This is a genomic window from Sinomonas sp. G460-2, assembly GCF_047759905.1.
Taxonomy (GTDB): Bacteria; Actinomycetota; Actinomycetes; order Actinomycetales; family Micrococcaceae; genus Sinomonas.
In genome coordinates this window covers 1-25,577 of sequence record NZ_JBKZWT010000007.1, presented here as the reverse complement: position 1 = coordinate 25,577, position 25,577 = coordinate 1, and the positions used below count along the sequence as shown (strand labels likewise).

At 68.1% G+C, this 25,577-nt stretch carries 29 protein-coding genes and 1 pseudogene; 16 read left to right on the top strand and 14 right to left on the bottom strand.

The window, feature by feature from the left end:
- Positions 1 to 28: 28 nt before the first annotated feature.
- Both ACLN58_RS01850 and ACLN58_RS01845 read left to right on the top strand, forming a co-directional pair.
- Positions 29 to 1,540, top strand: coding sequence for an ABC transporter substrate-binding protein (locus tag ACLN58_RS01850; protein ID WP_415853574.1), 1,512 nt, complete (start codon positions 29 to 31; stop codon positions 1,538 to 1,540).
- 37 nt (positions 1,541 to 1,577) lie between these two features.
- Positions 1,578 to 3,464, top strand: coding sequence for an ABC transporter permease subunit (locus ACLN58_RS01845; protein WP_415853573.1), 1,887 nt, complete (start codon positions 1,578 to 1,580; stop codon positions 3,462 to 3,464).
- A 76-nt stretch (positions 3,465 to 3,540) separates the two neighbouring features.
- Here the strand turns inward: ACLN58_RS01845 and ACLN58_RS01840 are convergent, their stop codons facing one another.
- The 5 genes from ACLN58_RS01840 to ACLN58_RS01820 form a co-directional block, all read right to left on the bottom strand.
- Complete coding sequence (locus tag ACLN58_RS01840; protein WP_415853572.1) at positions 3,541 to 4,230, bottom strand: GntR family transcriptional regulator; 690 nt, start codon at positions 4,228 to 4,230, stop codon at positions 3,541 to 3,543.
- A 276-nt stretch (positions 4,231 to 4,506) separates the two neighbouring features.
- Positions 4,507 to 4,782 carry a hypothetical protein gene (locus ACLN58_RS01835; protein WP_415853571.1) on the bottom strand — a complete coding sequence of 92 codons (276 nt, stop codon included), beginning with the start codon at positions 4,780 to 4,782 and terminating at the stop codon, positions 4,507 to 4,509.
- A gap of 28 nt (positions 4,783 to 4,810) precedes the next feature.
- Positions 4,811 to 7,135 carry a heavy metal translocating P-type ATPase gene (locus ACLN58_RS01830; RefSeq protein WP_415853593.1) on the bottom strand — a complete coding sequence of 775 codons (2,325 nt, stop codon included), beginning with the start codon at positions 7,133 to 7,135 and terminating at the stop codon, positions 4,811 to 4,813.
- A gap of 24 nt (positions 7,136 to 7,159) precedes the next feature.
- A complete protein-coding gene (locus ACLN58_RS01825; protein WP_415853570.1) occupies positions 7,160 to 8,098 on the bottom strand; it encodes a heavy-metal-associated domain-containing protein in 939 nt (312 codons plus the stop codon).
- A complete protein-coding gene (locus ACLN58_RS01820) occupies positions 8,098 to 8,313 on the bottom strand; it encodes a heavy-metal-associated domain-containing protein (RefSeq protein WP_415853569.1) in 216 nt (71 codons plus the stop codon). The genes ACLN58_RS01825 and ACLN58_RS01820 overlap by 1 nt, the downstream gene beginning before the upstream one ends.
- Positions 8,314 to 8,540: 227 nt before the next feature.
- Here ACLN58_RS01820 and ACLN58_RS01815 point away from each other — a divergent pair, with 227 nt between their 5' ends.
- Positions 8,541 to 9,701: an FAD-dependent oxidoreductase gene (locus tag ACLN58_RS01815; protein ID WP_415853568.1), complete on the top strand. Its 1,161-nt coding sequence runs from the start codon at positions 8,541 to 8,543 to the stop codon at positions 9,699 to 9,701.
- 36 nt (positions 9,702 to 9,737) lie between these two features.
- Here ACLN58_RS01815 and ACLN58_RS01810 read toward each other — a convergent pair whose 3' ends face one another.
- From ACLN58_RS01810 to ACLN58_RS01795, 4 genes are read right to left on the bottom strand one after another with little or no spacing between them, the layout of a single operon-like run.
- Positions 9,738 to 10,877, bottom strand: a complete 1,140-nt coding sequence (locus tag ACLN58_RS01810) for a cation diffusion facilitator family transporter (RefSeq protein WP_415853567.1) — start codon at positions 10,875 to 10,877, stop codon at positions 9,738 to 9,740.
- A gap of 16 nt (positions 10,878 to 10,893) precedes the next feature.
- Positions 10,894 to 11,283: an ArsR/SmtB family transcription factor gene (locus tag ACLN58_RS01805; RefSeq protein ID WP_415853566.1), complete on the bottom strand. Its 390-nt coding sequence runs from the start codon at positions 11,281 to 11,283 to the stop codon at positions 10,894 to 10,896.
- A 58-nt stretch (positions 11,284 to 11,341) separates the two neighbouring features.
- On the bottom strand, positions 11,342 to 11,764 hold the full coding sequence (locus ACLN58_RS01800; protein ID WP_415853565.1) for a hypothetical protein: 423 nt from the start codon (positions 11,762 to 11,764) through the stop codon (positions 11,342 to 11,344).
- A gap of 49 nt (positions 11,765 to 11,813) precedes the next feature.
- Positions 11,814 to 12,383 (bottom strand): GNAT family N-acetyltransferase, encoded by a 570-nt coding sequence (locus tag ACLN58_RS01795; protein ID WP_415853564.1) that lies wholly within the window; start codon positions 12,381 to 12,383, stop codon positions 11,814 to 11,816.
- A 256-nt stretch (positions 12,384 to 12,639) separates the two neighbouring features.
- Here ACLN58_RS01795 and ACLN58_RS01790 point away from each other — a divergent pair, with 256 nt between their 5' ends.
- Positions 12,640 to 12,987, top strand: a complete 348-nt coding sequence (locus ACLN58_RS01790; RefSeq protein ID WP_415853563.1) for a cupin domain-containing protein — start codon at positions 12,640 to 12,642, stop codon at positions 12,985 to 12,987.
- Between the two features lie 30 nt (positions 12,988 to 13,017).
- Here the strand turns inward: ACLN58_RS01790 and ACLN58_RS01785 are convergent, their stop codons facing one another.
- Positions 13,018 to 13,236: a hypothetical protein gene (locus tag ACLN58_RS01785; RefSeq protein ID WP_415853562.1), complete on the bottom strand. Its 219-nt coding sequence runs from the start codon at positions 13,234 to 13,236 to the stop codon at positions 13,018 to 13,020.
- Between the two features lie 143 nt (positions 13,237 to 13,379).
- Between ACLN58_RS01785 and ACLN58_RS01780 the strand changes: the two genes are divergently transcribed.
- From ACLN58_RS01780 to ACLN58_RS01735, 10 genes are all read left to right on the top strand, one after another.
- Positions 13,380 to 13,859 carry an Asp23/Gls24 family envelope stress response protein gene (locus ACLN58_RS01780; RefSeq protein WP_415853561.1) on the top strand — a complete coding sequence of 160 codons (480 nt, stop codon included), beginning with the start codon at positions 13,380 to 13,382 and terminating at the stop codon, positions 13,857 to 13,859.
- Entirely contained in the window at positions 13,856 to 14,047 is a 192-nt protein-coding gene (locus ACLN58_RS01775) for a hypothetical protein (RefSeq protein ID WP_415853560.1), read from the top strand. The genes ACLN58_RS01780 and ACLN58_RS01775 overlap by 4 nt, the downstream gene beginning before the upstream one ends.
- Entirely contained in the window at positions 14,044 to 14,421 is a 378-nt protein-coding gene (locus tag ACLN58_RS01770) for a hypothetical protein (RefSeq protein ID WP_415853559.1), read from the top strand. Before ACLN58_RS01775 ends, ACLN58_RS01770 begins: the two co-directional genes overlap by 4 nt.
- Complete coding sequence (locus ACLN58_RS01765; RefSeq protein ID WP_415853558.1) at positions 14,418 to 15,065, top strand: hypothetical protein; 648 nt, start codon at positions 14,418 to 14,420, stop codon at positions 15,063 to 15,065. The genes ACLN58_RS01770 and ACLN58_RS01765 overlap by 4 nt, the downstream gene beginning before the upstream one ends.
- Positions 15,062 to 15,691 (top strand): hypothetical protein, encoded by a 630-nt coding sequence (locus ACLN58_RS01760; RefSeq protein ID WP_415853557.1) that lies wholly within the window; start codon positions 15,062 to 15,064, stop codon positions 15,689 to 15,691. The genes ACLN58_RS01765 and ACLN58_RS01760 overlap by 4 nt, the downstream gene beginning before the upstream one ends.
- A 209-nt stretch (positions 15,692 to 15,900) precedes the next feature.
- A complete protein-coding gene (locus ACLN58_RS01755) occupies positions 15,901 to 17,193 on the top strand; it encodes an ABC transporter substrate-binding protein (RefSeq protein WP_415853556.1) in 1,293 nt (430 codons plus the stop codon).
- A gap of 74 nt (positions 17,194 to 17,267) precedes the next feature.
- The gene (locus ACLN58_RS01750; protein WP_415853555.1) at positions 17,268 to 18,275 is read left to right on the top strand and encodes a carbohydrate ABC transporter permease; all 1,008 of its coding nucleotides are present in this window, start codon (positions 17,268 to 17,270) and stop codon (positions 18,273 to 18,275) included.
- Position 18,276: 1 nt separating this feature from the next.
- Positions 18,277 to 19,158: a carbohydrate ABC transporter permease gene (locus ACLN58_RS01745; protein WP_415853554.1), complete on the top strand. Its 882-nt coding sequence runs from the start codon at positions 18,277 to 18,279 to the stop codon at positions 19,156 to 19,158.
- The gene (locus tag ACLN58_RS01740; protein WP_415853553.1) at positions 19,155 to 19,445 is read left to right on the top strand and encodes a hypothetical protein; all 291 of its coding nucleotides are present in this window, start codon (positions 19,155 to 19,157) and stop codon (positions 19,443 to 19,445) included. Before ACLN58_RS01745 ends, ACLN58_RS01740 begins: the two co-directional genes overlap by 4 nt.
- A gap of 48 nt (positions 19,446 to 19,493) precedes the next feature.
- Positions 19,494 to 20,519 carry a LacI family DNA-binding transcriptional regulator gene (locus tag ACLN58_RS01735; RefSeq protein ID WP_415853552.1) on the top strand — a complete coding sequence of 342 codons (1,026 nt, stop codon included), beginning with the start codon at positions 19,494 to 19,496 and terminating at the stop codon, positions 20,517 to 20,519.
- A gap of 51 nt (positions 20,520 to 20,570) precedes the next feature.
- Here the strand turns inward: ACLN58_RS01735 and ACLN58_RS01730 are convergent, their stop codons facing one another.
- The 4 genes from ACLN58_RS01730 to ACLN58_RS01715 form a co-directional block, all read right to left on the bottom strand.
- The gene (locus ACLN58_RS01730; RefSeq protein ID WP_415853551.1) at positions 20,571 to 21,407 is read right to left on the bottom strand and encodes a hypothetical protein; all 837 of its coding nucleotides are present in this window, start codon (positions 21,405 to 21,407) and stop codon (positions 20,571 to 20,573) included.
- Between the two features lie 33 nt (positions 21,408 to 21,440).
- A complete protein-coding gene (locus ACLN58_RS01725; RefSeq protein WP_415853550.1) occupies positions 21,441 to 22,253 on the bottom strand; it encodes an exodeoxyribonuclease III in 813 nt (270 codons plus the stop codon).
- Positions 22,254 to 22,326: 73 nt separating this feature from the next.
- A complete protein-coding gene (nadE, locus tag ACLN58_RS01720) occupies positions 22,327 to 23,172 on the bottom strand; it encodes an ammonia-dependent NAD(+) synthetase (RefSeq protein WP_415853549.1) in 846 nt (281 codons plus the stop codon).
- Positions 23,173 to 23,176: 4 nt separating this feature from the next.
- On the bottom strand, positions 23,177 to 23,950 hold the full coding sequence (locus ACLN58_RS01715; RefSeq protein WP_415853548.1) for a FadR/GntR family transcriptional regulator: 774 nt from the start codon (positions 23,948 to 23,950) through the stop codon (positions 23,177 to 23,179).
- An 88-nt stretch (positions 23,951 to 24,038) separates the two neighbouring features.
- On the opposite strand from ACLN58_RS01715, the gene dgoD reads away from it, so the two are divergent.
- Together dgoD and ACLN58_RS01705 are read left to right on the top strand one after the other, a co-directional pair.
- The gene (dgoD, locus tag ACLN58_RS01710) at positions 24,039 to 25,184 is read left to right on the top strand and encodes a galactonate dehydratase (RefSeq protein ID WP_415853547.1); all 1,146 of its coding nucleotides are present in this window, start codon (positions 24,039 to 24,041) and stop codon (positions 25,182 to 25,184) included.
- An 85-nt stretch (positions 25,185 to 25,269) separates the two neighbouring features.
- Positions 25,270 to 25,577: pseudogene (locus ACLN58_RS01705) on the top strand (aldolase); the annotation flags it as partial.

Genomic DNA, 25,577 nt, shown 5'->3' with positions numbered 1-25,577 from the left:
AAAGCCCATCCCCCGAAAGGCCCAACCGATGAACCATGTACGTCGCCGCTCGACGTTGACCGGCGCGCTCATGCTCGCCTCCGCCCTCGCCCTCACCGGATGCTTCGCGGGAGGATCCGCTGACGCATCAGCCGGCGGGGGTGCACGCATTCGGCTGGCAATGGCCATCGCCCCGAGCTCCGGGCTTTCGCCCTACAGCGATGACGCTTCGGACCTCTCGCGCTGGGACGCCACTGAGTCGCTCACCCAGCTGGACGGATCAGGAAATCCGCAGCCCTCGCTCGCGACTTCGTGGAAGCAGATCGACGACCAGACCTGGGAGTTGTCCATCCGCACGGGCGTCTCCTTCCAGGACGGAACGAAGCTTGACGCCAAAGCAGTTGTCAACTCGCTGCAGAAGGCGCTCGACGCGAAGACACGTCCGAGTGTGCTCGGCGGGATTGACCTGAAGCTCTCGGCGCCCGACGATTCGACAGTGCGGATCGTCACCGGGACGCTCGACCCGGTCCTGCCCGCCCGTCTCTCGAACCCGCAGCTGGCGATCCTCTCCGCGGCGGCGTACAAGGCGGACGGTACGGTCAGCGCGGTCGGCACAGGAACTGGACCGTTCAAGATCACCAACGTCGGTGGAACTTCGACGGTTACCCTGGACCGCTTCGACGGCTATTGGGGTGCGAAGGCGAAGGCAGCCGGCATCGACGTCACTTTCGTCACCGACGGGACCGCGCGTGCAGCGGCCCTGCGGTCCGGATCGGCCGACATCGCAGCGGCCCTGCCCATCTCGCAGTTCTCCCTGATGGACCCGAAGCTGCTCCACGAGGTCGCCATGCCGCGCACCACCTCGATCTACTTCAACAACTCCAAGGGCGTTTTCGCGGACCCCTCGATGAGGGCGGCGGCACGGGCCGTCCTTGACCCGAAAGCCTTTGTCTCCAACGTGTACGAAGGTCACGCTGACGCGGCCGAAGGCCTCTTCGGCCCTGCCGTCCCCTGGGCGAAGGATTTGCGTGGAAGCACCGCATCAGCGGTTGCGCCCGGCGACGCGAAGGGCAAGATGATCACGCTGGCCACCTACACGGATCGTTCCGAGCTGCCGGAGGACGCAGTGCTCGTCCAGCAGCAATTGGAGAAGGCCGGCTTCGTGGTGAAGCAGGACATCCGCCAGTACTCCAACCTGTCCAAGGACGCATTGCACGGGGCATTCGACATCGTGATCGGCTCGAGGTCGTCCGCGCTGGACACCGGTGACCCGGTCGGCTACCTCCGGAGCGACTACACCTGCAAAGGCACCGGCTACGTGCTCGCCCAACTCTGCAACCCGGAGATCGACAAGGCGATTGCGAATGCGTCGACGCAGAAGCTGGGCCCGGACCGGCAGAAGGCGGCTATGGGCGTCGAGGCAATGCTCCTCCAGCAGGACGTCGTAGTCCCGCTCGTGAACGAGCGATCCGTCCAGGGCGAGGCTGCTGGAGTCAACGGAGCCGTCCGCGATCCATACGAGCGACGTCTGGTCACCAACGAGACCACGGTCGCACGGTGATGGGAGACACTATGAGCACGGAGCAGAAGGAGTAGCCATGGCCGACTCCACCCAGCTCGTCCCGATTCTTCGGAGACGCACTCAAAGCCCTCAGACCAGAGGCAAGTGGCGCGCATGGGTTCCCACAGCGTCGCGTGTCATCTCGGCCGCCGCCGTCATCTTCTTCCTGGGCATGCTCCCCTGGCTGTCCAACCGGGACCCGGCCGTCTCGATCTTCCGGGCCCGCTATACCGAGGCGGACATGACGCCAGCTGCCTTGGAAGCGGTCCGGCAGCAGCTGGGCCTGCACTCCGGTCCGTTCGGGGTGTTCTTCACCTGGCTGGGGAACGCGCTGAGGGGCGATTGGGGCGTGTCCTGGGTCAGCCAGCAGCCGGTGCTGCCTACGGTGTTGAGTGCCTTGGGCGTTTCCCTCTCACTCATGCTGTTCTCCCTCATGGTGGCCACGGTGGTTGCCTCGGCCCTGAGCATCGGCACGTTCCGCAGGGGCATGGCGGGCCGCACCGACCGGCCCAGCGGCGGCATCGCGGCAGCCTTCACCTCGATGCCCGAGTTCCTGCTGGCGTCACTCCTGCTGGTCGTCTTCGCCGTAGGGCTGCGATGGTTCCCGCCGTACGGTTGGGCCAATCTGTCCGACGCCGTCCTCCCGGCGCTCGCCATGGGTCTGCCGGCTGGAGGCTACATGGGGAGGCTGTTCTCCGACGCCGTGGCAACCACGTTCAGCGAGCACTGGGTGGCGACGTGGTCGGTTGCCGGCTTTTCCAAGACGCGCCTGGTCACAGCGGTGATCCGCCGCTCGCTCCCCGGCATCACCCCGCAGATCGGCCTCGTTTTCGTCGGGCTCACCGCCGCGGCTGTCGCGGTCGAGCAGGTGTTCGCGATCCCTGGCATCGGCCGTACGACCCTCAGCGCCGCCCAGTCCCAGGACCTCCCGATGCTTCAGGCCGGGGTGATCTTCCTGATGTTCCTGGCGATGTTCCTCGGCATCAGCGCCGGAATCGTCCGCCGCGTCCTGCTGGGGCCAGCGCTCCGGACCCACGCCCTCCCCACCGCGGTGCCGAAGCCGCCGAGCCCGCGCAGGGCTTGGATCCTGCCGATTGCCTCGCTTTCGGCCATCGTGATCCTCGTGCTCCTCGGGCTGGCCCGAGACCCGTACGCCGTCGCATGGCCGCGCCTCGCGGCGCCGTCCTGGGCGATCCCCCTGGGCGCCGACGAGTCCGGCCGCGACCTGCTGGCGCGGATCTCGCACGGCGCGCTCGACACCGTTTTCGTCGCGATCGGCGTCAGCATTCTCTGTTTCGTCCTCGGCATCGTCATCGGGATGTTCCCCAACGCCGCAGCCGGCCTGATCGAGGTCAAGAATGCGCTGCCGCCGGTTATCGCCGGCCTCATCGTCGCGGGCATCCTCGGCCCCTCGGCCATCGGCGCGGCGCTGGCGATAACCCTGGCCGGGTGGGCGCCGCTCGCCGCGCACACCTCGGCGCTCGTGGCGGAAGTCAGAGCCCAACCGTACGTGCAGATTGCGCCGATGCTGGGAGTGGGACGTGCCCGCCTCATGCTCCGGTATGTGCTGCCCGGCGTCGTCGGGCCCGTGTTCCGCCATGCTGCCCTGCGCCTGCCGGGCATCGCCCTCGCGCTCGCCGCGCTCGGCTTCCTCGGCCTCGGTCCACGCCCGCCGGCACCGGACTGGGGCCTGATCCTCGCCGAGGGGATGCCGTACATCGAGCGCGCACCGCTGGTGGTGCTCATCCCCGCGGGAGCACTCGTGCTCCTGTCCGTGTTCGCGGTCTCGCTCTCCAGCCTCACCGTCGATTTCCGCAGCGGCCGCGGAGGGATCCGCCGCCTCCGCGCGACGCGCCCGAAGGACCGTGGGCCCAGGAACACCGGTCCTACGGCTGTCGTCAAGAACTTTGAGGAAATCAGGTAGCAAGCGGGGCTGAGGGACCTCGGCAAACAAACGGGAAGAGAGCCGGGAGACCGGCCCTCTTCCCGTTTCCGCGATGCTATTGGATGGATCGAAGAATCGGAGCTGACATCGCTTCGTCAGACGACGACGGCGACTGGTCGACGTCGTCGGGCGAACGCAGCTCGTCCTCACTGACCGACAGGTGCCGCCGGAGTGTATCTTGGAGCGCGGGCAGATCCCCGGCATCGAGCAGCGACACGATTTCCTCGTGTTTTTGCAGTACGTGGTACGGATCAGGGTGTGCATCCACGAAGTGCGCGATGCAGATGAGAGCTTCTGTGGCGAGGGTGGCATACGCGCGCATGAGTCGCGTGTTGTGAGCCTGTTGAACGAGCCTCGTGTGAAACTCCAAGTCGACGCGGTGTATCGCTGACCAATCGGAGGCCTCGACGGACTTCCGCATCCGCGAGATGACCTGGTTGAGCTGTTCGGTGACGGCTGCTCTGGACGAAGCGTCCTTGCCCGCAAGGATCGAAACGGCCGCGAGTTCGATCGCCTCGCGGGCCTGGTAGACCTCGCTGACGTCGTCGGCGGTCAGTTTTCGGACGAACACACCGCGGTTCGGCCGGCCGATCAGAATGCCCTCCTGCATGAGCCGGTGCAGCGCCTCGCGCACCGGCCCGCGGGAGACGTTCAACTGACTGGCAACCTGGGCCTCGTTGATCTGATCGCCCGGTTCGAACACGCCGTCAATGATTCCTTCTCGCAGCTGGTCGGCGATGATCACCGCGGTCGGTCTTGTTGCGATTGCAGAGAGCGTGTGTACCCCGTTCACGGAACCCTCCTCGAGTTCATGCTGGTGAATCTCTCACATCACGGCCCGCCGTTGCGCTCACGGATGAGAGAGTCACTTGTCACGTTAGCAGGATTGTTCATAGTTGACAATCGGGCGATATGATCGGAGTGTTCGGGGCGACTAGACGTGACGGAAGGGAAGGGCAGGAGTGCGCGCAGCGCTCCCGCCCTTCCCTTCCGTCGTCGCTCGGCGTGGTAAACAGATCTTCTAGATTGCCGCGAGGTACTTCTCGGGGTCGGCGTCGAACAGCGGGCCGCACGAGGCGCAGCAGAGGTAGTAGCGGGTGCCGTCGTAGTCGCGGATGAGGCCGCTCGCCTCGGCGTCCGCCTTGTCCACATAGTTGCCGCGCATCACGGGGCACTCCGCTGTGCTCTCATCTGCGGTCGCTACAGCGTGGGAGTGGCAGTGCTCTTCGGCTGGGGCGGCTTCGGAGTGAGAGTGCTCGTGGGCCGGGGAAGCGTCGTGGTTGTGTGCCTCGCACATGGGGTTTCCTTTCGTTGGTTGCGGATGGTCAGGCGCTCACCGGTTCGGCCGGACGCAGGGTTCGGTCGAGGGCGGGCGGCCGTAGGTCCACCGCCTGGCTCTTGAAGGAGCGCAGGCGGAGGCTGTTGCCGACGACGAAGACGCTCGAGAACGCCATCGCCGCGCCGGCGAGCATGGGGTTGAGCAGGCCGAGGGCGGCCAGCGGGATCGCAGCGACGTTGTAGGCGAACGCCCAGAAGAGGTTGCCCTTGATCGTGCCGAGCGTGCGCCGCGAGAGCCGGATCGCGTCGGCGGCACCGCGCAGGTCGCCGCGGACGAGGGTGAGATCGGACGCTTCAATCGCCGCATCGGTGCCGGTGCCCATTGCGAGCCCTAGGTCGGCCTGCGCGAGCGCCGCGGCGTCGTTGACGCCGTCGCCCACCATCGCGACCGTGCGCCCCTCGCTCTGCAGGCGAGCGACCACGGCTGATTTCTCGCTGGGCAGCACCTCGGCGATGACCTGATCGATACCGACTTCCGCAGCGATGTGCCTGGCCACGACCTCGTTGTCGCCGGTGAGGAGGATGGGAGTGAGTCCCAGGCGCCGGAACTGCTGTACCGCCTCGGCGCTTGTCGGCTTGACCCGGTCCGCGACCACAAGCAGGCCCCGGATTGCGCCGTCCCATGCGGCGAGGACTGCGGTCTGGCCGTTTGACTCGGCGGCGCGCTTCGCTTCCGTGATCGCGGGATCGGGTGCGATCGAAAATTCGTCCAGCAGGGTCTGGCGGCCCACGAGCACACTGTGGCCGTCGACGACGCCCGTGACGCCCTTGCCCTCGACGTTGCGGAAGTCCTTCACGTCAGAGAGGGGGGCGGCGAGTGCTTCGGTTGCCCCGCGGGCGATCGCCTGGGCGATTGGATGCTCGGAGGCGTCCTCGAGGGCGCCGGCGAGGCGCAGCAGTTCGCTGCGATCCGTTCCGGCGGCGGCGACGGCCTCGATGAGGGTCATCCGGCCCGTGGTCACGGTTCCTGTCTTGTCGAGCACGACCGTGTCGACGCGCCGGGTGGACTCGAGCACCTCGGGGCCCTTGATGAGGATCCCGAGCTGTGCGCCGCGCCCGGTTCCGACCAGGAGCGCGGTCGGTGTGGCAAGCCCCAGGGCGCACGGGCAGGCGATGATGAGCACCGCGACGGCGGCGGTGAACGCCGTCGCGCCGGGGAATCCGGCGCCGAGCCAAGCACCCAGGGTTGCCACCGCGACGGCGATCACAATCGGGACGAAGATGCCGGAGACCCGGTCGGCGAGGCGCTGCACCTCGGCCTTCCCGGACTGGGCGTCCTCGACGAGCTGGGCGATCTGGGCAAGCTGGGTGTCTGCGCCCACGCGGGTCGCGCGCACCACAAGGCGGCCGCTGGCGTTCACCGTCGCTCCCGTCACCGCATCGCCCGGGCCGACCTCGACCGGCACCGATTCCCCCGTGAGCATCGACGCGTCCACCGCGGACGTTCCCGTCACGATGACGCCGTCGGTGGCGATCTTCTCGCCGGGCCGCACAACGAATTCGTCTCCGGTTGCGAGCTGCTCGATCGGGACGCGTGTCTCGACCCCGCCGCGGAGCACGGCGACGTCCTTCGCGCCCAGTTCGAGGAGCGCGCGCAGGGCGGCGCCCGCCTGGCGCTTTGAACGCTTCTCGAAGTAGCGCCCGGACAGGATGAACATCGTCACGCCGGCGGCGACCTCGAGGTAGATGTTGCCCGCGCCGTCCGTTGGCGCGATCGAGAGCTCGAACGCATGGTGCATCCCGGGCATCCCGGCAGTGCCGAGGAAGAGCGCGTAGAGCGACCACAGGAACGCCGAGAGCGTGCCGACCGAGACGAGGGTGTCCATGGTGGCGGCACCGTGGCGCAGGTTGGTCCAGGCTGCCCTGTGGAAGGGGAAGGCCGCCCACAGGATCACCGGCGCGGCGAGGGTGAGGGATGCCCATTGCCAATAGGTGAACTGCAGGGCGGGGACCATGGCCATGAGGATCACCGGTACGGCCAGCACAACCGATCCGATGAGCCGCCGCCGCAGGTCCGCGAGCTCATGGTCGGGCTCTTCGCCCTCGTTCGCGTCTGAGGCCTGCTCGGGTGGGGCCGGCAAGGCAGCGGTGTAGCCGGTCTTCTCGACCTCGATGATGAGCAGCTGAGGGTCGTAGCCCTCGGGGACGAACACCTTCGCCTTCTCGGTGGCGTAGTTGACGCTCGCCTCGACCCCGTCCATGCGGTTGAGCTTCTTCTCGATCCGGTTGGCGCAGGAGGCGCACGTCATGCCGCCGATCTCGAGTTCGTAGCTCGAACGCGAAGGTTCGGTCGGTGCTGTGGTGGTGGACATCATGATCCGATCTTCGTGAAGCGCTCAGTGGCCATGGCTCTCGCCTTGCGTTGGGGCGGCCTGCGGAGCTGATGCGCCCTCGGCCGGGAGCACGAACGCCGCAGTGTGGACGACGCCGTCGACCTGGAAGTCGAAGTACAGCAGGTAGCGCCCCGACGACGGCGCCTCTGCCGCGAACCTCACGGTCCCTCCGCCAAGCTGGCCCGGCTGGGGATCGGCGCCCTCGGGGTGCACGTGAAGATAGGCGAGATCTCCGTCGCGCAGTACCACAAGGTGACCGAACGCGCCGAGATAGGGCTGCAGGGTAGTGACCGGGGCGCCATCCTTGGCGACCGAGACGGCGAGCTCCGACGAGGCCCCGTCGCGGAGGTCGCCGGCGATCGTCGCATCGAAGCCGTCGACGTGCGCGGTTCGCGCCTCGGTGGGCGCGGTGGCCAGTGTGACTGGACCGGCGACGTCGACCGTGCGGGTGAGCGTGACCGAACCGGCGCCGCCTCCGGGGACGAAGTCGGCGAAGACGCGGTAGCTGCCCGCCTCTTTCCACGTCCACGGGATCGTCCAGGTGCCGTCTGCGGTGAGCTGGGGATGCACGTGCCGGAACTCTGATCCGTCGGTGCGAACCACGATCAGGTGCAGGTCCTTATCGTGCGACGTCGTGTAATCGCGTAGCGGATGCCCGGCGGCGTCGTCGATCGCGAAGGAGAGACTGCCGGCGGAGCCAACCTCGGCGGGTGCGTGGACGGGACCGAGTTGGTAGCCGCCAGCCGCGAGGGTGACCCCATGGGGGACGGCGGCGTCTCCCATATCTCCCATCGAGCCGTGTCCGCCGTGCGCCTGTGCGGCAGTCGCCATCCGCTCGGCTACCGCCGTCTTCGGGATTGCCGCGCCTGCCACGGTGAATGCCGCGCCGAAGGCGAGGGCTAGACCGGCCGTGTACAGGCCCAGGCGAGTGGCAGTGTTCATCAGACGCGCGCCGCCACGTACCCGGCCTCGTCCACGGCGGCGATCACGGCATCGTCGTCGGCAGGAGCCTCCGAGCCTGTGCTGACCAGGAGCCGGCCGGTCGCGGCGCTGACCTCGATCCCTTCAACCCCGGGGATCTGCCCGACCTCCCGGCGGATGGAGATCTCGCAGTGCCCGCAGCTCATTCCGGTGACCTGATATTCGGTGGTGCTCATGACAGGGTCCTTTCCTGTTCCGACGCGAGGATACCCGGAGGGGGTATATCGCAAGCCAACCATATACCCATAGGGGGTATCGGATGCAAGGGGTGAGGCGAGTGGGCCCGGCTGGGTCCGACTGTCTTGGCGCCTACTGGGGGAGTACCCCCACGGGGTATGCTTTGTCTACAATCCAACATTATCCCGATGATTTCAAGAACTCTCCGAAGGAAGGTCGTACGCTCATGCCGGAACGAAGCCCAAGGGTCCTCATCGTCGGCGGAGGAGCCGCCGGTCGTGCCTGCGCACAGGAGCTCCGCGCGCGCGGCTTCGCTGGCTCCATCCAGATCGTTGACGCCGAGCCAGGGGGTGCGATCGACCGCACGCTGGTCGACAAGGCACTGCTTCCGGGCCTGCTCACGAGAGAGCAGATCGCGCTCCCGCCCATCGAGGGCGTGGTGGTGACGGCGGGCGAAGCGATCGCCGTCGACTTCGGAACCAAAACGGTCGAGTTCCGCGATGGCCGGCGCCTGGCCGCCGACGCGGTGGTGATTGCGTCCGGAGCCGTACCGAGGCGACCAGACGGCATCGATGTGGCTTCGGAAGTCCAATTGCATCGGCTGCACACAGCACATGACGCGGGTGCTCTTCGAGAGTCGATCCCTCAAGCCGCTGGGCGGCGGGTCGCGGTGATCGGGGCTGGATTCTCTGGCACCGAACTGGCCAGCCACTATGTGGATGCGGGAGCCGAAGTTGTCCTCGTGGGCCGGTCGGCGATGCCTCTGGCCGGCGCGCTCGGCTCCGAGATCTCCCCGCGGCTGGCCGCGTTGCAACGGGGGCGGACGGACGCACGGCTGGGAACAACTGTGCACGCCATCACCCCCTGCGGTGCCCGCGCACGGCTCTCCCTCTCCGACGGCAGTTCCGTCGAGGTTGACGCTGTCATCCTCGCGCATGGAGCAGTTCCCGCCACCGACTGGGCGGGTTCACCGGACGGGATCCGGGTGGACGACCGCCTCCGCTGGAGCGAAAGGGGATGGTATGCGGCCGGAAGCGCGGCATACATCGCCTCCGGAGGAATGCGACTCACGACCGACCACTGGAACGCCGCTGTCGCCCAAGGCCAGCACGCCGCGCGGACGATACTCCACGACTTCCTGGACGCCGAAGACCCCGGTCCCTACCGGCCGACGACGGGCTTCAACCTTCGCGCGTTCGGCTCGACGATATCCGTCCGCGGACTGCGGTCCCCGGACGGATCGGAGCGGCCGGCCGCCTGGCCGATCGCCCCGCCCCAACCCGACGCCGTGCTGACCGAGTTCGTGGACGCGCACGGCGAACTGACCGGCGTGGCCGGGTTCAACGCCGGCGCGGCCGTGGCCCGCGTTGCGTCGTCGATTGGGTGAGGTCGAGAGAAGGCTGGCCGGTGCCAGCATGCGTGATCAACTGGGGGCCGTTGCCACCGTGATCTCCTCTACGTTTGGCAGGGCGTGGCCAAGCCGGTGCTGGGCGTCGCGGCGCACGCTGTCCGCCTCCTCGACCGTCGACCCGGGGGCCACGCCAACCATTGCGGTGCCGTGGATGCGGTGTCCGATCCAGCGCAGCTGGAGTCTCTCGACCCCAACGATCCCGGGGGTTTCCTTGAGCGCGTGCTCGGCGCGGTGGACGAGGTCCGGTTCGATCCCGTCGAGCAGTCGACGGCCGATGCTGCCGATTGTGCCCCACAGCAGGACGAAGATCGTGATGCTGATGAGCAGCCCCACGATCGGGTCAGCCAGCGGGAAGCCCAGCATCACGCCGAACGCACCGACGACGACGGCGAGGGATGTGAACCCGTCCGTGCGGGCGTGGATCCCGTCCGCCACCAGGGCGGCGGAACCGATGCGCCGACCCACGCGGATCCGGAAGACCGCGACGCCTTCGTTCCCAGCGAAACCGATGAGACCGGCCGCTACGACCCACCAGAGGTTCTCGATCGGGTGCGGGTTGAAGATGCGTTCGACCGACTGCCAGCCGGCGACGACGGCCGAGAGCGCGACCACGACGATGATGAACAGGCCCGCGAGGTCCTCGGCCCGACCTAGGCCGTAGGTGTAGCGCCTGGTCGCTGGACGCCGCGCGAGGATGAATGCGACCCACAACGGCAGCGCGGTGAGCGCGTCGGAGAAGTTGTGGACCGTGTCCGCCAGCAGCGCCACGGAGCCGCTGAATAGGACGACGGCGAACTGCAGTATCGTCGTGCCCAGCAGTGCGAACAGGCTGATCTTCAGCGCCCGCACACCCTCCGTGCTGGCCTCGAGCGCATCGTCGATCGAATCGGCCGCATCGTGCGTATGGGGGACGAAGAACTCCTTCACAGTCGCCCAGAAGCCCGTACCGTGGCCGTGGCCGTGGCCGTGGCCGTGGCCGTGGCCGTGGCCGTGGGCGTGGGGGTGGCCGTGCGGGTGCGGGTGCCCGTGCGGTGCGCCCCCGTGCGGGTGTTCGTGCCCGCCCTGGTCGTGCCCGTGGTCGCCGTGGTTGTGCTCGTGGCGCCGGACCTCTCGGGGTGCGAGGTTCTCGGACGTTGGTCTCGGTATGCTCATTTGACTCAATCTCCTGCTAGGCGTTGGGGAAGGGGAGCGCCTGCTGTTGGTGGTGGCGCGGCACGGACGAACCCATGTGCTCGGCGTGGTTGAGGACGTCGACGATCAGCTGGCGCACGTGATCGTTCTCGAGGCGGTAGAAGACACGAGTCCCCTCGCGACGGGTCGCCACAAGGCGGGCCAAGCGCAGTTTGGCCAAGTGCTGCGACACCCCGGTCGGCGGCTTGTCTGCGGCCCGCGCGAGGTCGTTAACCGGAAGCTCGTCGTCGAGGAGGGCCAGCAGCAGCCGGAACCGGGTGCCGTCGGCCAGCATCTGGAACACCTCTGTCGCGAGGTCCATCTCCTCCGGGGTGGGGCGATGCAGCTGGGCAGGTACCTGCTGGTATGCGTTCACGTCTTCGCTCATCAGTCTGGGGCGTGCGTCGCTCGGTGGCGAGCAATGGGCACGCCGCCGCGAATGGATCTCAGGACGCGGTCGCGTATTCGTCGATGGCCTCGGCGTGGATGTGCAGCATGCGGGCCAGAAGCCCATTGCCGCGCGTGAACTTCAGCGACAGTTGGCCCCCCTCGGCGGCCGCCCTCGCGGTGCGGTCGAAGAAGGCGGGGCCCTGGTCGGGGGTCTTGTCGGACTTGTCGTCCGGGTAGAGCGGGTTGACGGTGTTCTCGATCTTGGGCCACAGGGCACGGGCGGCCTCGGTGGACTCGAAGTCGAGGGCGAGGACGAGGGTGTTGTCGAAGAGCTCGCCGGCGGTCTCCTTGAGCACCGCGCCGCCGAGATAACCGGGGTGGCCGTCGAGCTCACGGAGCCAGCCGCTGAGGTAGGCCCGAGCCTCCGCGCCCTTCTCCGGGTCGGCTACGAAGATGAACAGGTCACGGCGCTTTGTCACGGTGGTTCCTTTCCTGGGGTGTGATGGTGCGATTGAAGGTCGTGAAGGATCAGGGGGTGGTGGCGTCGACGCGGCCCGGGAGGCCGTCGAACTCGTAGAACATTGCGTTGGAGATGCCGTCCGTGTCGTCCTCAATCAGGCTTGCGCCCATGGACGTCCAGAAGGCGACCGCGCCGGGGGAGTGCAGGAAGGTGTGGAACACGATCCGGTCGTAGCGCCCTTCGGCCTGCGCACGGTCCAGGATCGCCTCCACGACTGCCCGGGCGATCCCGCGGCGTCGCTCCTCGCGCAAGACGTAGACGCGGACGATCTGCCCCGTTCTCCCGTCGCGGTACCGCTCCACCAGATGCTCGGGGCTCAGGCCTTCCTTGAGGGCGCCGCCGCGGATGCCGCCAGTGGCGACAACACGCCCACTCGCGTCGTCCTTCACGACGAGCATGAACTGGCCGTCCGGGCCGGAATACCAGCCCAGGAGGTCGTCGATGTCGGCGTGGATAGCCGGGTCGTAGTCGCAGCCGAAGTCCTCGGCCACCGACCGCAACATCACAGCCCGCGCCTCTTGGACGTCCTCGGGCGCCATGTCGCTGACCGTGTATCCCCCTCGGACGTCGTGATTCATCGAAATGATCCTTTCTGGCGCCGACTCAATCGGCTGTCTGGGCATCGGCTGGGTTCGAGTGCTTGGCGGGCTCGTTATCTGCGTTTCTGCGTAGCTATTCAACTAACAGTTCCTAGGATTGTCAACAACAAGTCAAACGAACAATTTTGACCATGCCTACGGCTGAGACGCAGCGAACGGGGGGGCCGTATAGACATCGGCCGTCGACAACTCTAGTATTGTCAACAATTGAACAACCCTACATAAGGAGGACCCCATGCAGCCCTACGTGTACGTGCCCTCGGCCAAGATCCTCGGGGAGCTCGAGCCCAACGGCTACCGTCTCGGCTATGACTCGGGTGACCCCAAGACGGCGATCCTCAAGTTCGACACCGCCATCAAGACTGGCGTCTGGGAGTGCCAGCCCGGCGGCTGGGACGTGACTCCTCGCGAGGACACCGAGGTGTGCTACATCGTGAGCGGCCGTGCGACGGTCACCGACGGGACCACCGGGACGAGGTACGAGATCTCCGGGGGCGACGTGATCGTTCAGCCCAAGGACTGGTCGGGCCGCTGGGAGGTCACCGAGACCCTGCGCAAGGTCTACTGCCACGGCTTCGACTGAGCCGCCTCACTCACAACCCCACCCGAGACGTTAGGAGCGGCGGGTCCAGGCCGCCCCGTCCCACTCGGCGACGATCCTGTGATGCTTGGGCTCCAGAAGCTCGAGCCGCAGGAGAGAGTGCTCGCGGGTGAGTTCGGCGATCGTCCCCTGGGTCGCGGCGATGGCGGACTCGACGTCGCTCGCCGCGATGGGATGGACGATGGGTCCGAGCTGCCCCTTCGGGTAGTAGGCAACACGAATGAACTCCATACCCCGAAGGTACGCCCGCCGATCGGCCGCCGGAATGGGCCGTAGGGCCGTGCCGGCGGGAGCCGAACGCGCGCCCTGAGGTGCCCCGAACCCAGCCGTACTAAGGTGGGAACAAAGTCCGGCCACACGGCGAGGGGAACCGAATGGAGCAGTATCCCGAGGTGCGCCCGGGGACGCCCGTCTACGCGACGGATCCCCCGGAGGCGGGCGGCCGAACGGTCATCCACGAGCAGGCCGTCGCGAAGGTTGCCGCCGCCGCAGCCCGGTCGGTTCCGGGCGTGCATTCGCTGGGGACCACGCCGTCGCGCGCGCTGGGCGCGATCCGCGACGCGGTGGGCGCTGACCATGCGAGCGGCGTCCGCGCGGAGGCCGGCGCCACGCAGGCGGCTGTCGACGTCACGCTCGTCGCCAAGTACGGCGTCCCGCTCCAGAAGCTCGCGGACGATGTCCGCGCTGCCGTCTACCGCGCCGTCGAGCAGTACACGGGGCTGACTGTCATCGAAGTCAACGTCGAGATCGCGGACGTCTATATCGGCGAGCCCAGGCAGGGCGAGTCACGTCAGGCCGAGGCCCCGGTTGCACCCCCGCAGCCGCCTGCCTCGTCCGGGAACGAGGTGCTGTGAATCTGACCGTAGTCGGCATCGCCATCGGTGCTTTCGTCGCGTTCATGTCCTTCCAGTTCGGCGCATGGGGCTTTATCGGCTCGATCATCTTCATGGCGATCGGCGCGATCCTCGGCCGGCTCGTCGAGGGCAAGGTGGATCTCCGCCGCGTGTGGGACGCGCTCATGGGAAGGCGCTCGTCGCAGTGACCGAGGCCGCCTCCCCAGCTCCAGGGCTCGCCGGGCACAACCGCGTGAGCACGCAGGCCCTCACGAGCCTCGCGCAGGCCGCGGCGGCGGAGCTCTTCGGCGTGCGGCCGTCCGAGGTGCGGGCCAGCTGGACGGACGACGCCGGCCTGCTGGCACTGCGCGTCGTCTCGCCCATCGCGGTACCGGACTTGGGTGCCATTGAGAGCGCGGCCGACGTCGCTGCGGCCGGCGGAAGCGTGTGGGATCGCGCCTCGGGAGCGAAGGGCGCGATCCTGCGTCGAGTCTCGGGGCTCAGCGGCGCGAAGCTGAGCCGGGTCGACGTCCGGATCGCGGGGGTGCGATCGGCCGCCGCCAGAAGGGTGCGCGTCCAATGAGCACGGAGGCATCCGTCACGCAGCCCGAGGGAACACCCCAGCAACCGCCCGCGGCCCAGAGCCCGGAGCCGCCTCACGGTCTTGGCGCGGCGGTGCGCCGCGAGACGAGTTCCGGGCGCGTCTTCGCGGCAGCCGTCGTTGCCGTGATCGTGACGCTCCTGTGCTTGTATGCGCTGCTCGAGTCGACGCTCCAGGCCATCGGCCAGCCGGCCTGGATCACGGACCCGGAGACGGCCGCGCGCTTCATCGCGGGCCTGCCGAAGAGCGCCAATCCAGGGGTGCTCGGCCTGCTCGGGGTCGTGATCGCGCTCGCGGGCCTCGTCTTCGTCCTGCTCGGCCTTCGTCCGGGGCGTCCGGGTCGCCGAGCGCTGCCGGGCCAGCGCATCGCCGTCGTGGTCGACGACGAGGTGCTCGCCTCGGCCCTCGCGCGCCGCGCCCGTGCCGCCGCGACCGTTCGGCCGGAGCAGGTCACGGTGTTCGTCTCGCAGGGCGAGGCCCTTGTCAACGTACGCCCCACGTCGGGCGTGCCCGTGAGTGCCGAGGCGGTGCTCGCAGCGGTCGAGGACGAGCTCAGGCGGCTCCGCCCGGCGCCGTACCCGGTGATCCGGGTACGCGTGGCCGGGACGGGGGTGGTCGGCGCATGAACGGAACGCCGCGCACCCTCAATCGCGTCCTCGTCGTGGTGTTCGGGGTGCTCGTGTTCGCCGTGGGAATCCTCGTGGTGCTCCTCTCCGCGGTTCCCTCCGTCGGCTCGTGGTGGGCCTCGTGGGCGCCGGCCGCGTCTCTTCAAGTAGGCCGCGACTTCGCGACCACGTGGATCCCCGGCACGAGCGTGAGCTGGCTGTGGCTCCTTGCCATGGCTCTCCTCGTGGTGGTCATCCTCGTCATGATCTGGTGGATGGCCCAGCAGGGCACCGGGCGGCGCGACCTGATCGCGTGGTCGGCCTCGGAGCACGGCTCCGAGGAGACCGGCGAGGCGGCGGGCCGCGTGGCGATTTCGGCGTCGACGGTGGATCAGGCGCTTCGCGCCGCCCTGTCGCGCCGGAAGGACATCCTCGGGCTGTCCGTCGCCGCCGTCGAGTTCGAGCGCCGGGTCGCCCTGCGCGTTAGGGTCATTGCGCGGCAGGGGGCCGACCCGGCCGCGATCGCCCGCGAGATCGAGCGCCTGACGGTCGGGATGGACCTCCTCCTCGGCGCCTCGTGCCCCGTGCTCTTGCACATTGCCTCGGGCACGAGGGCCCGTTTCAGCCGCGCCGAACGCGTGCACTGAATCTCCCGCGCTCAAGCCGGGCGCGCGCCGTCGTCGTTCGCAGGGCACCGCACAAGTGCGGTGCCCTGTCCCGTGTCTAGGGTCTTTGATCACGGAATGAAAACGACGTGCGTAAGCGCTTGCACACTCCACGTCACGGCCATAGGGTGAACTGCGTCACAACCCCGGGGGCGGCGCAGGGCTGCCCCTGACAGACAAGGGAGTCGAGCATGAGAAAGACGTTCTCCAGGTATGCCGCACCGTTAGCCACGGTGAGCGTACTGGCCCTGGCACTCTCAGCCTGTAGCGGCGGCAGCAGTACCGGGGGAAGCAGCGGCGGTGGCGGTGGAGACGCCTCCGCGAACCTCGACGGCCGTGGCCCCATCACTTACGTTCAGGGCAAGGACAACTCGAACGTCGTCCGCCCGCTCGTGGACAAGTGGAACGCCGCGCACCCGAACGAGAAGGTCACGTTCAAGGAGCAGTCGGACGCGGCCGACCAGCAGCACGACGATCTCGTGCAGCACTTCCAGGCGAAGGACGCGAACTACGACGTCGTCGACGTCGACGTCGTCTGGACCGCCGAGTTCGCGGCGAAGGGCTGGCTGCAGCCGCTCAAGGACAAGACGGCCTTCGACACCTCGGCCATGCTTCCCGCGACGGTCAAGACCGCCACGTACGGAGGCACCCTCTACGCGGCGCCGCAGACCTCCGACGGCGGCCTCCTGTACTACCGCAAGGATCTCGTGCCCAACCCGCCCAAGACGTGGGACGAGATGATGAGCATGTGCTCGGTCGCGAAGCAGAACAACATGGGCTGCTACGCGGGCCAGTTCCAGAAGTACGAGGGCCTCACGGTCAACGCCTCCGAGGCCATCGACTCGTTCGGCGGCAAGATCGTTGACGATTCCGGCAAGGCCGCGGTCAACTCGGCCGACGCCAAGACGGGCCTGAGTAAGCTCGTTGACGCGTTCAAGAACGGCAACATCCCCGCCGAGGCCATCACGTACAAGGAAGAGGACAGCCGCACTGCCTTCCAGGACGGCAAGCTCCTGTTCCTGCGCAACTGGCCTTACGTCTACAGCATCGCGAGCAAGACGGACGGTTCGTCCAAGGTGGCCGGCAAGTTCGGCATCGCACCGCTCCCCGGCAAGTCCGGCCCGGGCGCCTCGTCGCTCGGTGGCCACAACGTGGCGATGAGCGTCTACTCGAAGAACAAGGCTACGGCCCTTGACTTCATGAAGTTCATGACCAGCCAGGAGACCGAGACGTACTACGCGACGCAGGGCTCCCTCGCTCCCGTCCTCTCGAGCCTCTACTCGGACCAGACCCTCGTGCAGAAGCTCCCGTACCTGCCCACGCTGCTGACGTCGATCCAGAACGCCGTCCCGCGTCCGGTCACGCCGTTCTACCCGGCAGTGACCAAGGCAGTCGAGGACAACGCGTATGCCGCCCTCAAGGGGGACAAGACGGTCGATCAAGCGGTGGCCGATATGCAGTCTGCGATAGAAGCCGCCAAGTAGCCAGGTCGTGAGCCGGTGGCCCGGGGGTCGGAACGGACTCCCGGGCCAGCGGCCCCCTGAAGAGGAGAGACTCGATGTCTACGAAACTCCCGGAGCGTACCCGGGCCAAGGCGAGAGCTGAGACCCACCATATGCCGGGTCGCGAGAGCGCGGACCGGAAGCAAGTCACCCAAGGCCGCTGGGCCTCCGCCCTCCTGTTGCCGACGCTCGTCCTGTTGGCCGTCGTCATCATCTACCCGGTGGTCAACGCCATCATCATGTCCTTCCAGAAGGACGCAGGCCTCAACCCGGCGACCGGATTCTTCGAGCAGGGCGGCCCCGCAGGACTCGACAACTACGCGCACTGGCTGTTCCAGCAGTGCAACGGGCAAGCCTGCCCGCCGGGAACCATCGGCTCCCAGTTCTGGAGCGCCTTCGGCACCACCTTCTTCTTCACCGTGGTGACCGTTGCCCTTGAGACCGTCCTCGGATTCTGGATGGCGATCATCATGGCCCGGTCGTTCCGCGGGCGGAGCGCGGTCCGTGCCGCCGTCCTCGTCCCGTGGGCCATCCCCACGGCCGTGACGGCCAAGCTGTGGTTCTTCATCTTCGCGTTCGACGGCATCGCCAACAAGGTCTTCGGTACCCAGATCCTGTGGACCGGTTCGGAATGGCCTGCCAAGTGGGCGATCATCATCTCCGATACGTGGAAGACCACGCCGTTCATGGCGCTCCTCATCCTCGCTGGGCTCCAGCTCATCCCGGATGAGGTCTACGAGGCAGCGAAGGTCGACGGCGCGACCGCCTGGCAGCGCTTCACCCAGATCACGCTTCCCCTCGTGAAGCCGGCCCTCATGGTCGCGGTCCTGTTCCGCGTGCTCGACGCGCTGCGCATGTTCGACCTGCCGTACATCATGACGCAGGGCGCCAACAACACCACGACGCTCTCGATCCTCGTGGTCGACCAGATCCGTGAAGGGTTCAACAGCGCGGCCGCACTCTCGACCGTCACCTTCATCGTGATCTTCTTGGTCGCGTTCATCTTCGTCCGCTTCCTCGGCGCCAACGCCGTGGGCGCGGCCACGTCCTCGGGAAGGAAGTGACATGGCCGCCACCGCTACGCTCCCGCGTACTGCAACCGCGCCTGCTCGCCGCAAGCGCTTCGACTGGGGCCAAGTCCGCACCTACATCTCGGCCCTCATCATCCTCATCTGGTGCCTCCTCCCGGCGTACTGGATGATCGTGACTGCCTTCCGCGACACGGCGTTCACCTTCGATGCGAGCTTCTGGCCCACGCACATCACGTGGGACAACTTCGCGACGGTGTTCGACGAGAGCCTCGGCAACCACTTCGGACGGAACCTGCTCAACAGCCTCATCGTGGCGGGCGTGACCACCGTCGTCGCGCTCGTGGTCGGCGTCTTCGCCGCGTACGCCCTGGCCCGGTTGAACTTCCGGTTCAAGTTCGCCGTTATGGGCTTCATCCTCGGGGCCTCGATGTTCCCGGGCGTGGCGCTCGTGACCCCGCTGTTCCAGCTGTTCACGAACATCGGCTTCATGGGCTCCTACCAGGCCATGATCATCCCGGACATCTCCTTCACCCTCCCGCTCACGGTGTACACGCTGACCTCGTTCTTCCGCGAGATGCCGTGGGAGCTTGAGGAATCGGCGCGCATCGACGGGTGCACGCAGGGCCAGGCGTTCCGCAAGATCATCCTGCCTCTCGCCGCGCCCGCGACGTTCACCACCGCGATCCTTGCGTTCATCGGGGCGTGGAACGAGTTCCTCATCGCGAGCCAGCTGTCGTCGGACGCGACCCGTCCGGTGACCGTTGCGATCGCCTACTTCGCCGGTGCGCAGCCGCATCAGGAGCCGTACACCGCCGTCATGGCCGCGGGCACGATCGTGACTGTCCCGCTCGTGATCTTGGTGCTGGTCTTCCAGCGCAAGATCGTCGCCGGTCTCACCGCTGGCGCGGTGAAGTGACCGAACAGCACGGACGCCGGCCGTGGAATCCTTTCGCGGTCGGGGGAGAGGCCTATCGCCTCTCCTCCGGCCCGCGGAAGGCCGTCGTCGAGCAGTTCGAACTCTTCTTCGGCATCCTCGCCTTCTGGGGACTGGTCCTTTTCGGGATCACCGTGTGGCTCGAGGTGACCGGCCAGCCTGCTCTCGGGTGGGCGCTCGGCCTCGCGGCGATTGTCGTCGCAATGGCAGGGCTGTGGGCCGTGAGGCGTAAGGTGCTTCGGGGGCATACAGACGACGCCGATCGCTGAGACGGGCGCTTGCCTCGCCGGTGCTGGGGCCGGGACAACGGAGGAAAAATGGTCGGGATCGAGGACGTAGCCGCAGCGGCGGGGGTGTCGACGGCGACGGTCTCAAGGGCCATCCGTGGTCTCCCTCGGGTTTCGCCGCGCACGCGAGCCAAGATCCTGGCGACCGCGAAGGAACTCGGGTACGTTCCGTCGTCGGCCGCGTCGCGCCTCGCGTCCGGCAAGACGCGCACCATCGGCGTCCTCGCGCCCTACGTGGACCGGTGGTTCTTCGGCAAGGCGATCGACGGCGTGGACCGCGAGCTGCACGGGCGCGGCTACAACCTCTCGCTCTTCAACCTCGGCGGCCGGACCCAGCCGCGCGAGCGGCTCTTCAGCAAGGCCATGGTGCAGAAGCAGATCGACGCCCTCCTGCTCCTGTGCATGTATCTGCATCAGGAGGAGATCGACGATCTCCATACGATCGACATGCCGCTCGTGGTCGTGGGAGGGCCCGTTCCGGGCTGCTCGAACGTCGGCATCGACGACTATTTGGCGGCCCGGACCATCACGGAGCACCTCATCGGCCTCGGCCACCGGCACATCGCGCTCCTGCACGGCCAGGACGATTCCGACCTCAACTTCAGCGTGCCGCGGATCCGGGTCGAGGGCTTCCACGACGCAGTGCATCGGGCGGGCCTCGAGTTCGATCCGGACACGGCCCTCTTCGGCAACTTCACGGTGGAGAGCGGCGTCGAGGCCATGCGCCGGTTCATCGAGCTTCCGGAACCGCGGCCCACGGCGATCGTGTGCGCCTCGGATGAGATGGCGCTCGGCGTGATCTTCGAGGCGCGGCGGCAGGGGGTGCGGATTCCCGCCGAGCTGTCGGTTGTGGGGATCGACGGGCACGAGATGGGCGCCGCCGCGGGCCTCACGACCGTGTGGCAGGACCCGACCGCGCAGGCACGGCGCGGGACCCAGATGCTCCTCGCCGAACTCGCGGGCGAGACTGGGGCCGTGCACGCGGAGAACGCCGAGCAGCGGCTCGTGCTCCGAGAATCGACGGCCCCGCCCCTGGGCAGCCTCGCCTACCGCTAGCCGGGAGGCGCGGGTGGCCCGGAGGCTCGGACGGCCGGGAGGCCCGGGCAGTTAGGAGGCTCGGGCCAGTTGGCGGATGGGGATCCAGCGGGACGCGAGCCGACGGTACGCGGCGGCGGCCCCGGTCATGTCCCCCTCCGCGAGGCATTCGATCCCGAGCTTCACGTCGAGGCACGATTCGTCGGGGTAGACGCGGTCCGCGACCCGCCCGTAGTCGAGCTCGACAGCCGATTCCGGGTTGAACTCCTCGAGCCACTCGGTCAGCGCCGTGAGCTCGTCGAGCATGCTCATGTCCGGCGCGGCGAGCGCGAGGTTGGCCACGGCGAACCGCGCCCGGCTGATGGCCTTCGACCACGGGGCCACGATCCGGACCGTCCGCAGATGGTCGCCGGCCTCGACGATCTCGGTCGGATCGGACTCCTGGAACAGCACGAACCAGCTGAACGGGATGCCCCACAGCGATTCGCGCGTGTTGATCCGCGGGGACGCCGTCTCCGCGGCGATCTTGTCGACGCGCCGCTGATGCCGCTCCCGCGCCTCCTCCGGGAGCATGAGCTCGGCGAGCATCCGCGGAGCCGTGCTGATCACGGACTCGGCCGCGAGGCCCGAGCGCAGTACGAGTTGGCTCGGGCAGTACAGCGTGGTCCCGTTGACGGTCAACGCCCGCGTGAATTCGGCCTTGTCGCCGGGGAACGGATCGCCGGTCGTGTTGATGATGCGGTCGAGCGCGGCGTCCGATTCGGCGGTATCGAGCGCTTCGCGCCCGCCCTTGGACTGGAGCCCAGCCTTGAGCCGCTCGCGCTCGTGCGAGCTGAACGCGTCGAGCGGCTCGTAGACGCGCAGATGCGATGACAACGGCCGTGCCGCGAAGCCGTGCGCGTCGCTCAACTCAGCCCCCCGCCGTCGTCCGCGGCGCCGAGCTCAGGCGCCGTTCGCAAGCTCCACCACCACCGGCGCGTGGTCAGACGCGCCCTTGCCCTTGCGCTCCTCGCGGTCAATTTGGGCGCCGACCACGCGGCCCGCGAGCGTCGGGGAGGCGAGCACGAAGTCGATCCGCATGCCCTCCTTCTTGGGGAAGCGGAGCTGCTTGTAGTCCCAATACGTGTACACGCCGGGCCCGGGGGTGAACGGCCGGGCGACGTCGGCGTAGCCGGACTGCTCGAAGGCCCGGAACGCCTCGCGCTCGGGCTCGCTCACGTGGGTAAGCCTCTCCGCAAGGAAATATTCGATGTCCCACACGTCCTCGTCGAGCGGGGCGATGTTCCAGTCGCCCACGAGCGCGATCTGCGCGTGGGGGTCCTGCGCGAGCCACTCCGACGCGTGCTTGTTGAGCGTCGCGAGCCATTCGAGCTTGTACGGCATGTGCTCGTCATCGAGCGCGCGGCCGTTGGGAACGTAGAGACTCCACACGCGGACGCCGCCGCACGTCGCGCCGATCGCGCGCGCTTCCTGCTCTGCCTCGACCCCACCCTTGCCGAAGGTGGGCTGATCGGGGAACGTGCGTTCGACGTCGTCGAGGCCCACGCGGGAGGCGATCCCCACGCCGTTCCACTGGCTCAGGCCAAAATGAGCGACCTCGTAGCCGTTGCGCTCGAAGAGCTCCCACGGGAAATTGTCGTCCCGGCACTTGGTCTCCTGCATCGCCAGGACATCGACGTCGCTGCGCAGCAGCCAGCTCTCTACGCGGTCGGCGCGGGCGCGGAGGGAGTTCACGTTCCAGGTGGCGATCTTCACGCTGACCACGCTATCAATCGAACAGCGAGTCGGCACCGTGGGGTGCCCACTCGCTGTTCGAGGACGCTGGGGGTTACTTCGACCAGGCGGCCGCGCCCTCGTGCCACCACGTGTCGAAGCGCGTGACCGGCGTCGCGCGCTTGTGCCGCGTGACGAGGAAACGGCGCTCGATCGCCTCCGCGACCTCGTCCGGGACTTCGCGGCCCTCGAGGTAGTCGTCGATCTCCTCGTACGTGATCCCGAGCTCGTGCTCGTCGGTGCGGCCCGGCTGCAGGTCGAGGAGGTCGGCCGTGGGCACCTTCTGCCAGATCCGCTCGGGGGCGCCGAGGTAGCGGAGCACTTGGCGGTTCTGGCGCTTGTTGAGGCCGAACAGCGGCAGGATGTCCGCGCCGCCGTCGCCGAACTTCGTGAAGAAGCCCGTGACGGACTCGGCACCGTGGTCGGTGCCGATCACGAGCAGGTTGCGCTCGCCCGCGATCATGTACTGCGCGACCATACGCGAGCGAGCCTTCGTGTTGCCGCGGACGAAGTCGCTGAGCTCGGCCGGGGAGGTGCGGGCGTACTCGGCCTCGTAGCCGTCCACGGCGGGCTTGACGTTGAACGTCCATTCGGACTTGGCGCGGACGAACGCGAGGGCGGCCCGCGCGTCGTCCTCGTCGTGCTGGACGCCATGGGGGAGGCGGACGGCGATGAAGTCCGCGTCGATGCCCTCCTCGGCGAGGGATTCGACGGCGAGCTGCGCGAGGCGGCCCGCGAGCGAAGAGTCGAGCCCGCCACTGATCCCGAGAATGAAGCCCTTGGCCCCCGTGGCACGGAGGTAGTCCTTGAGGAAAGCGACCCTCGCCTCTACCTCCTCGGCCGGGTCGATCTGCGGCTTGACGCCCATCTCATCGATGATCTTCGCCTGAAGTTCGCGCATGGGGCTAGCGTACTTCAGGCATGTTTCTCCGGGGTTGCGCGGGGATGGCCGGCGCGGGGTCGGCCCACAGATGGGACATTTCGTCAACGGAGCGAACCACGAGGCGTTCCATCGCTGCGCGCGCGCCCTGCCCGTCCCCGCGCTGGATCGCGGTTGCGACCTCGAGGTGCCCTTGGAGCGCCGTGCGGTCTAGATGCGGCGGCATGAGCCCGTGGTGGACGCGCCCCGCGAGGACCTCCTCCGTGACCCGGTTGAGCTTGCCGAACATGCCATTGCCGCTGGAAGCGAGAATCGCGTGGTGGAACGCGATGTCCAACTCGACGAACTCGTCCGTGCGCTCGGTGGTGCCGGCCGCCCACATCGCGGCGGAGAGCCGTACGATCTCGGCGCGCGCCTCGTTCCCCGCGCGCTCCGCGGCGAGCTGGGCGGCGAGTGGCTCGACGGCGCGGCGCAGCTCCGTGAGCTCCTGCAGCTGCGCGACGCGGTGCGGCGAGGCGAGCTTCCAGCGGATCACCTGGGGGCTGAACGCGTCCCATTCCGACTCGGGCAGCACAACCGTGCCGGTGCGGCGGCGCGACGCGATGAGCCCGAGCGAGGAGAGCACCCGCAGCACCTCGCGCACCAGCGTCCGCGAGACGTCGAAGCGCGCCTCGAGCTCGTCGGAGAGCAGGGCGGACTGCGGCGCGAGCTCGCCTGAGCAGATCGCCGCGCCGACGGCGTCGAGCACCTCAGCGTGCCGGCGGGAGGCGGCGGGCGCTGCCTCTAGGGCGTTCGTCATGACCTCATCCTACTGGTTAGGTACGACTTAAGCCGCTAAGGTTGACATTAAATACTACAAATCCTCCTCGTCACGAAGGGCTGAATCCGTGAAAATCACCCGCATCGAGACCTTCCTCGTCCCGCCCCGCTGGCTGTTCGTGCGGCTCGAGACCGATTCCGGGATTGTCGGCTGGGGCGAGGCGACGTGCGAGGGCCGCTCCGAGACCGTCCGCGCCGCCGTCGACCAGCTCGCCGAGCTCCTGCTCGGGCAGGACCCGCTGCGCATCGAAGACCACTGGCAGGTGCTCACGAAGGGTTCGTTCTATCGCGGAGGGCCAATTCTGGCGAGCGCCGTCGCGGGCCTCGACCAGGCGCTGTGGGACATCGCGGGCAAGCACTTCGACGCACCCGTTCACCAGCTCCTCGGCGGGCCGGTCCGCGACCGGATCCGCGTGTACGGCTGGGTGGGTGGCGACGAGCCGAACGAGGTCGCGGACGCGATCGCGGCCCAGCTCGAGGTGGGCCTCACGGCCGTCAAGATGAACGCCTCCGGGAAGATGTCGCCCAATGGGAGCGTCTCCGAGCTCGACGGCGTGGTGCGCCGCGTCGCGGCAGCGCGCGAGGTCCTCGGCCCGGACCGCGACGTCGCCGTCGACTTCCACGGGCGCTTCACGCTCGCCACGGCGCGCCGCGCGGCCTCCCTGCTCGCGGACCTCCACCCGTTCTTCCTCGAGGAACCCGTGGTCCCGGAGAACTCGCACCTCATCGGCCGGATCGCCGAATCGACGCCGATCCCCATCGCGACAGGCGAGCGACTGTACTCGCGGCAGGAGTTCCTCCCCGTGCTCCAGGCGGGGATCGCTGTGGCCCAACCGGACCTGAGCCACGCGGGCGGCATCACCGAGGTGCGCAAGATCGCGGCCCTCGCCGAGACGTTCGACGTCCAGCTCGCCCCGCACTGCCCCCTCGGGCCGATCTCGCTCGCGGCCTGCCTTCAGGTGGGCTTCGCGACGCCCAACTACCTCATCCAGGAGCAGAGCATTGGCATCCACTACAACCAGGGCGCCGAGGTGCTCGACTACGTCGTGGACAAGACACCGCTCCGCTTCGTGGACGGGTGCATCGAGCGGCTGACCGCGCCGGGCCTCGGCATCGAGGTCGACGAGGCGGCCGTGCGCGCCGCCGACGCGCGGGGCCACGCGTGGCGCGGACCCGTGTGGCGCCACCCCGACGGTTCGTTCGCGGAGTGGTGACGGGGATGACGGTGACCGGTATGACGGTGACGGGGATGACGGTCACGGGTATGACAAGACGAACGTCGGTGATAGGAAAGTGACTATGGCCCAGCTGGACTCGGCAACCCTCCTGCAGATCCTGCGCGAAACCCGGCTCGTCGCGATCATCCGCGGCGATTCGTCCGAAAGCGCCGTCGCTGCGGCACGCGTGCTGTTCGACGCTGGCGTGCGCCTCGTCGAGATCGCGCTCACCACCCCGGGCACGCTCCACGCCATCGCGGAGCTCGCGCCCAGCCTCCCCGAGGGCGCGTACCTCGGCGCGGGGACGGTCCTCACCGAGGACGACGTCGATGCGGTCGCCGCCGCGGGTGCGGACTTCGTGGTCACCCCGGCGGTGACGGAGTCGGTCGC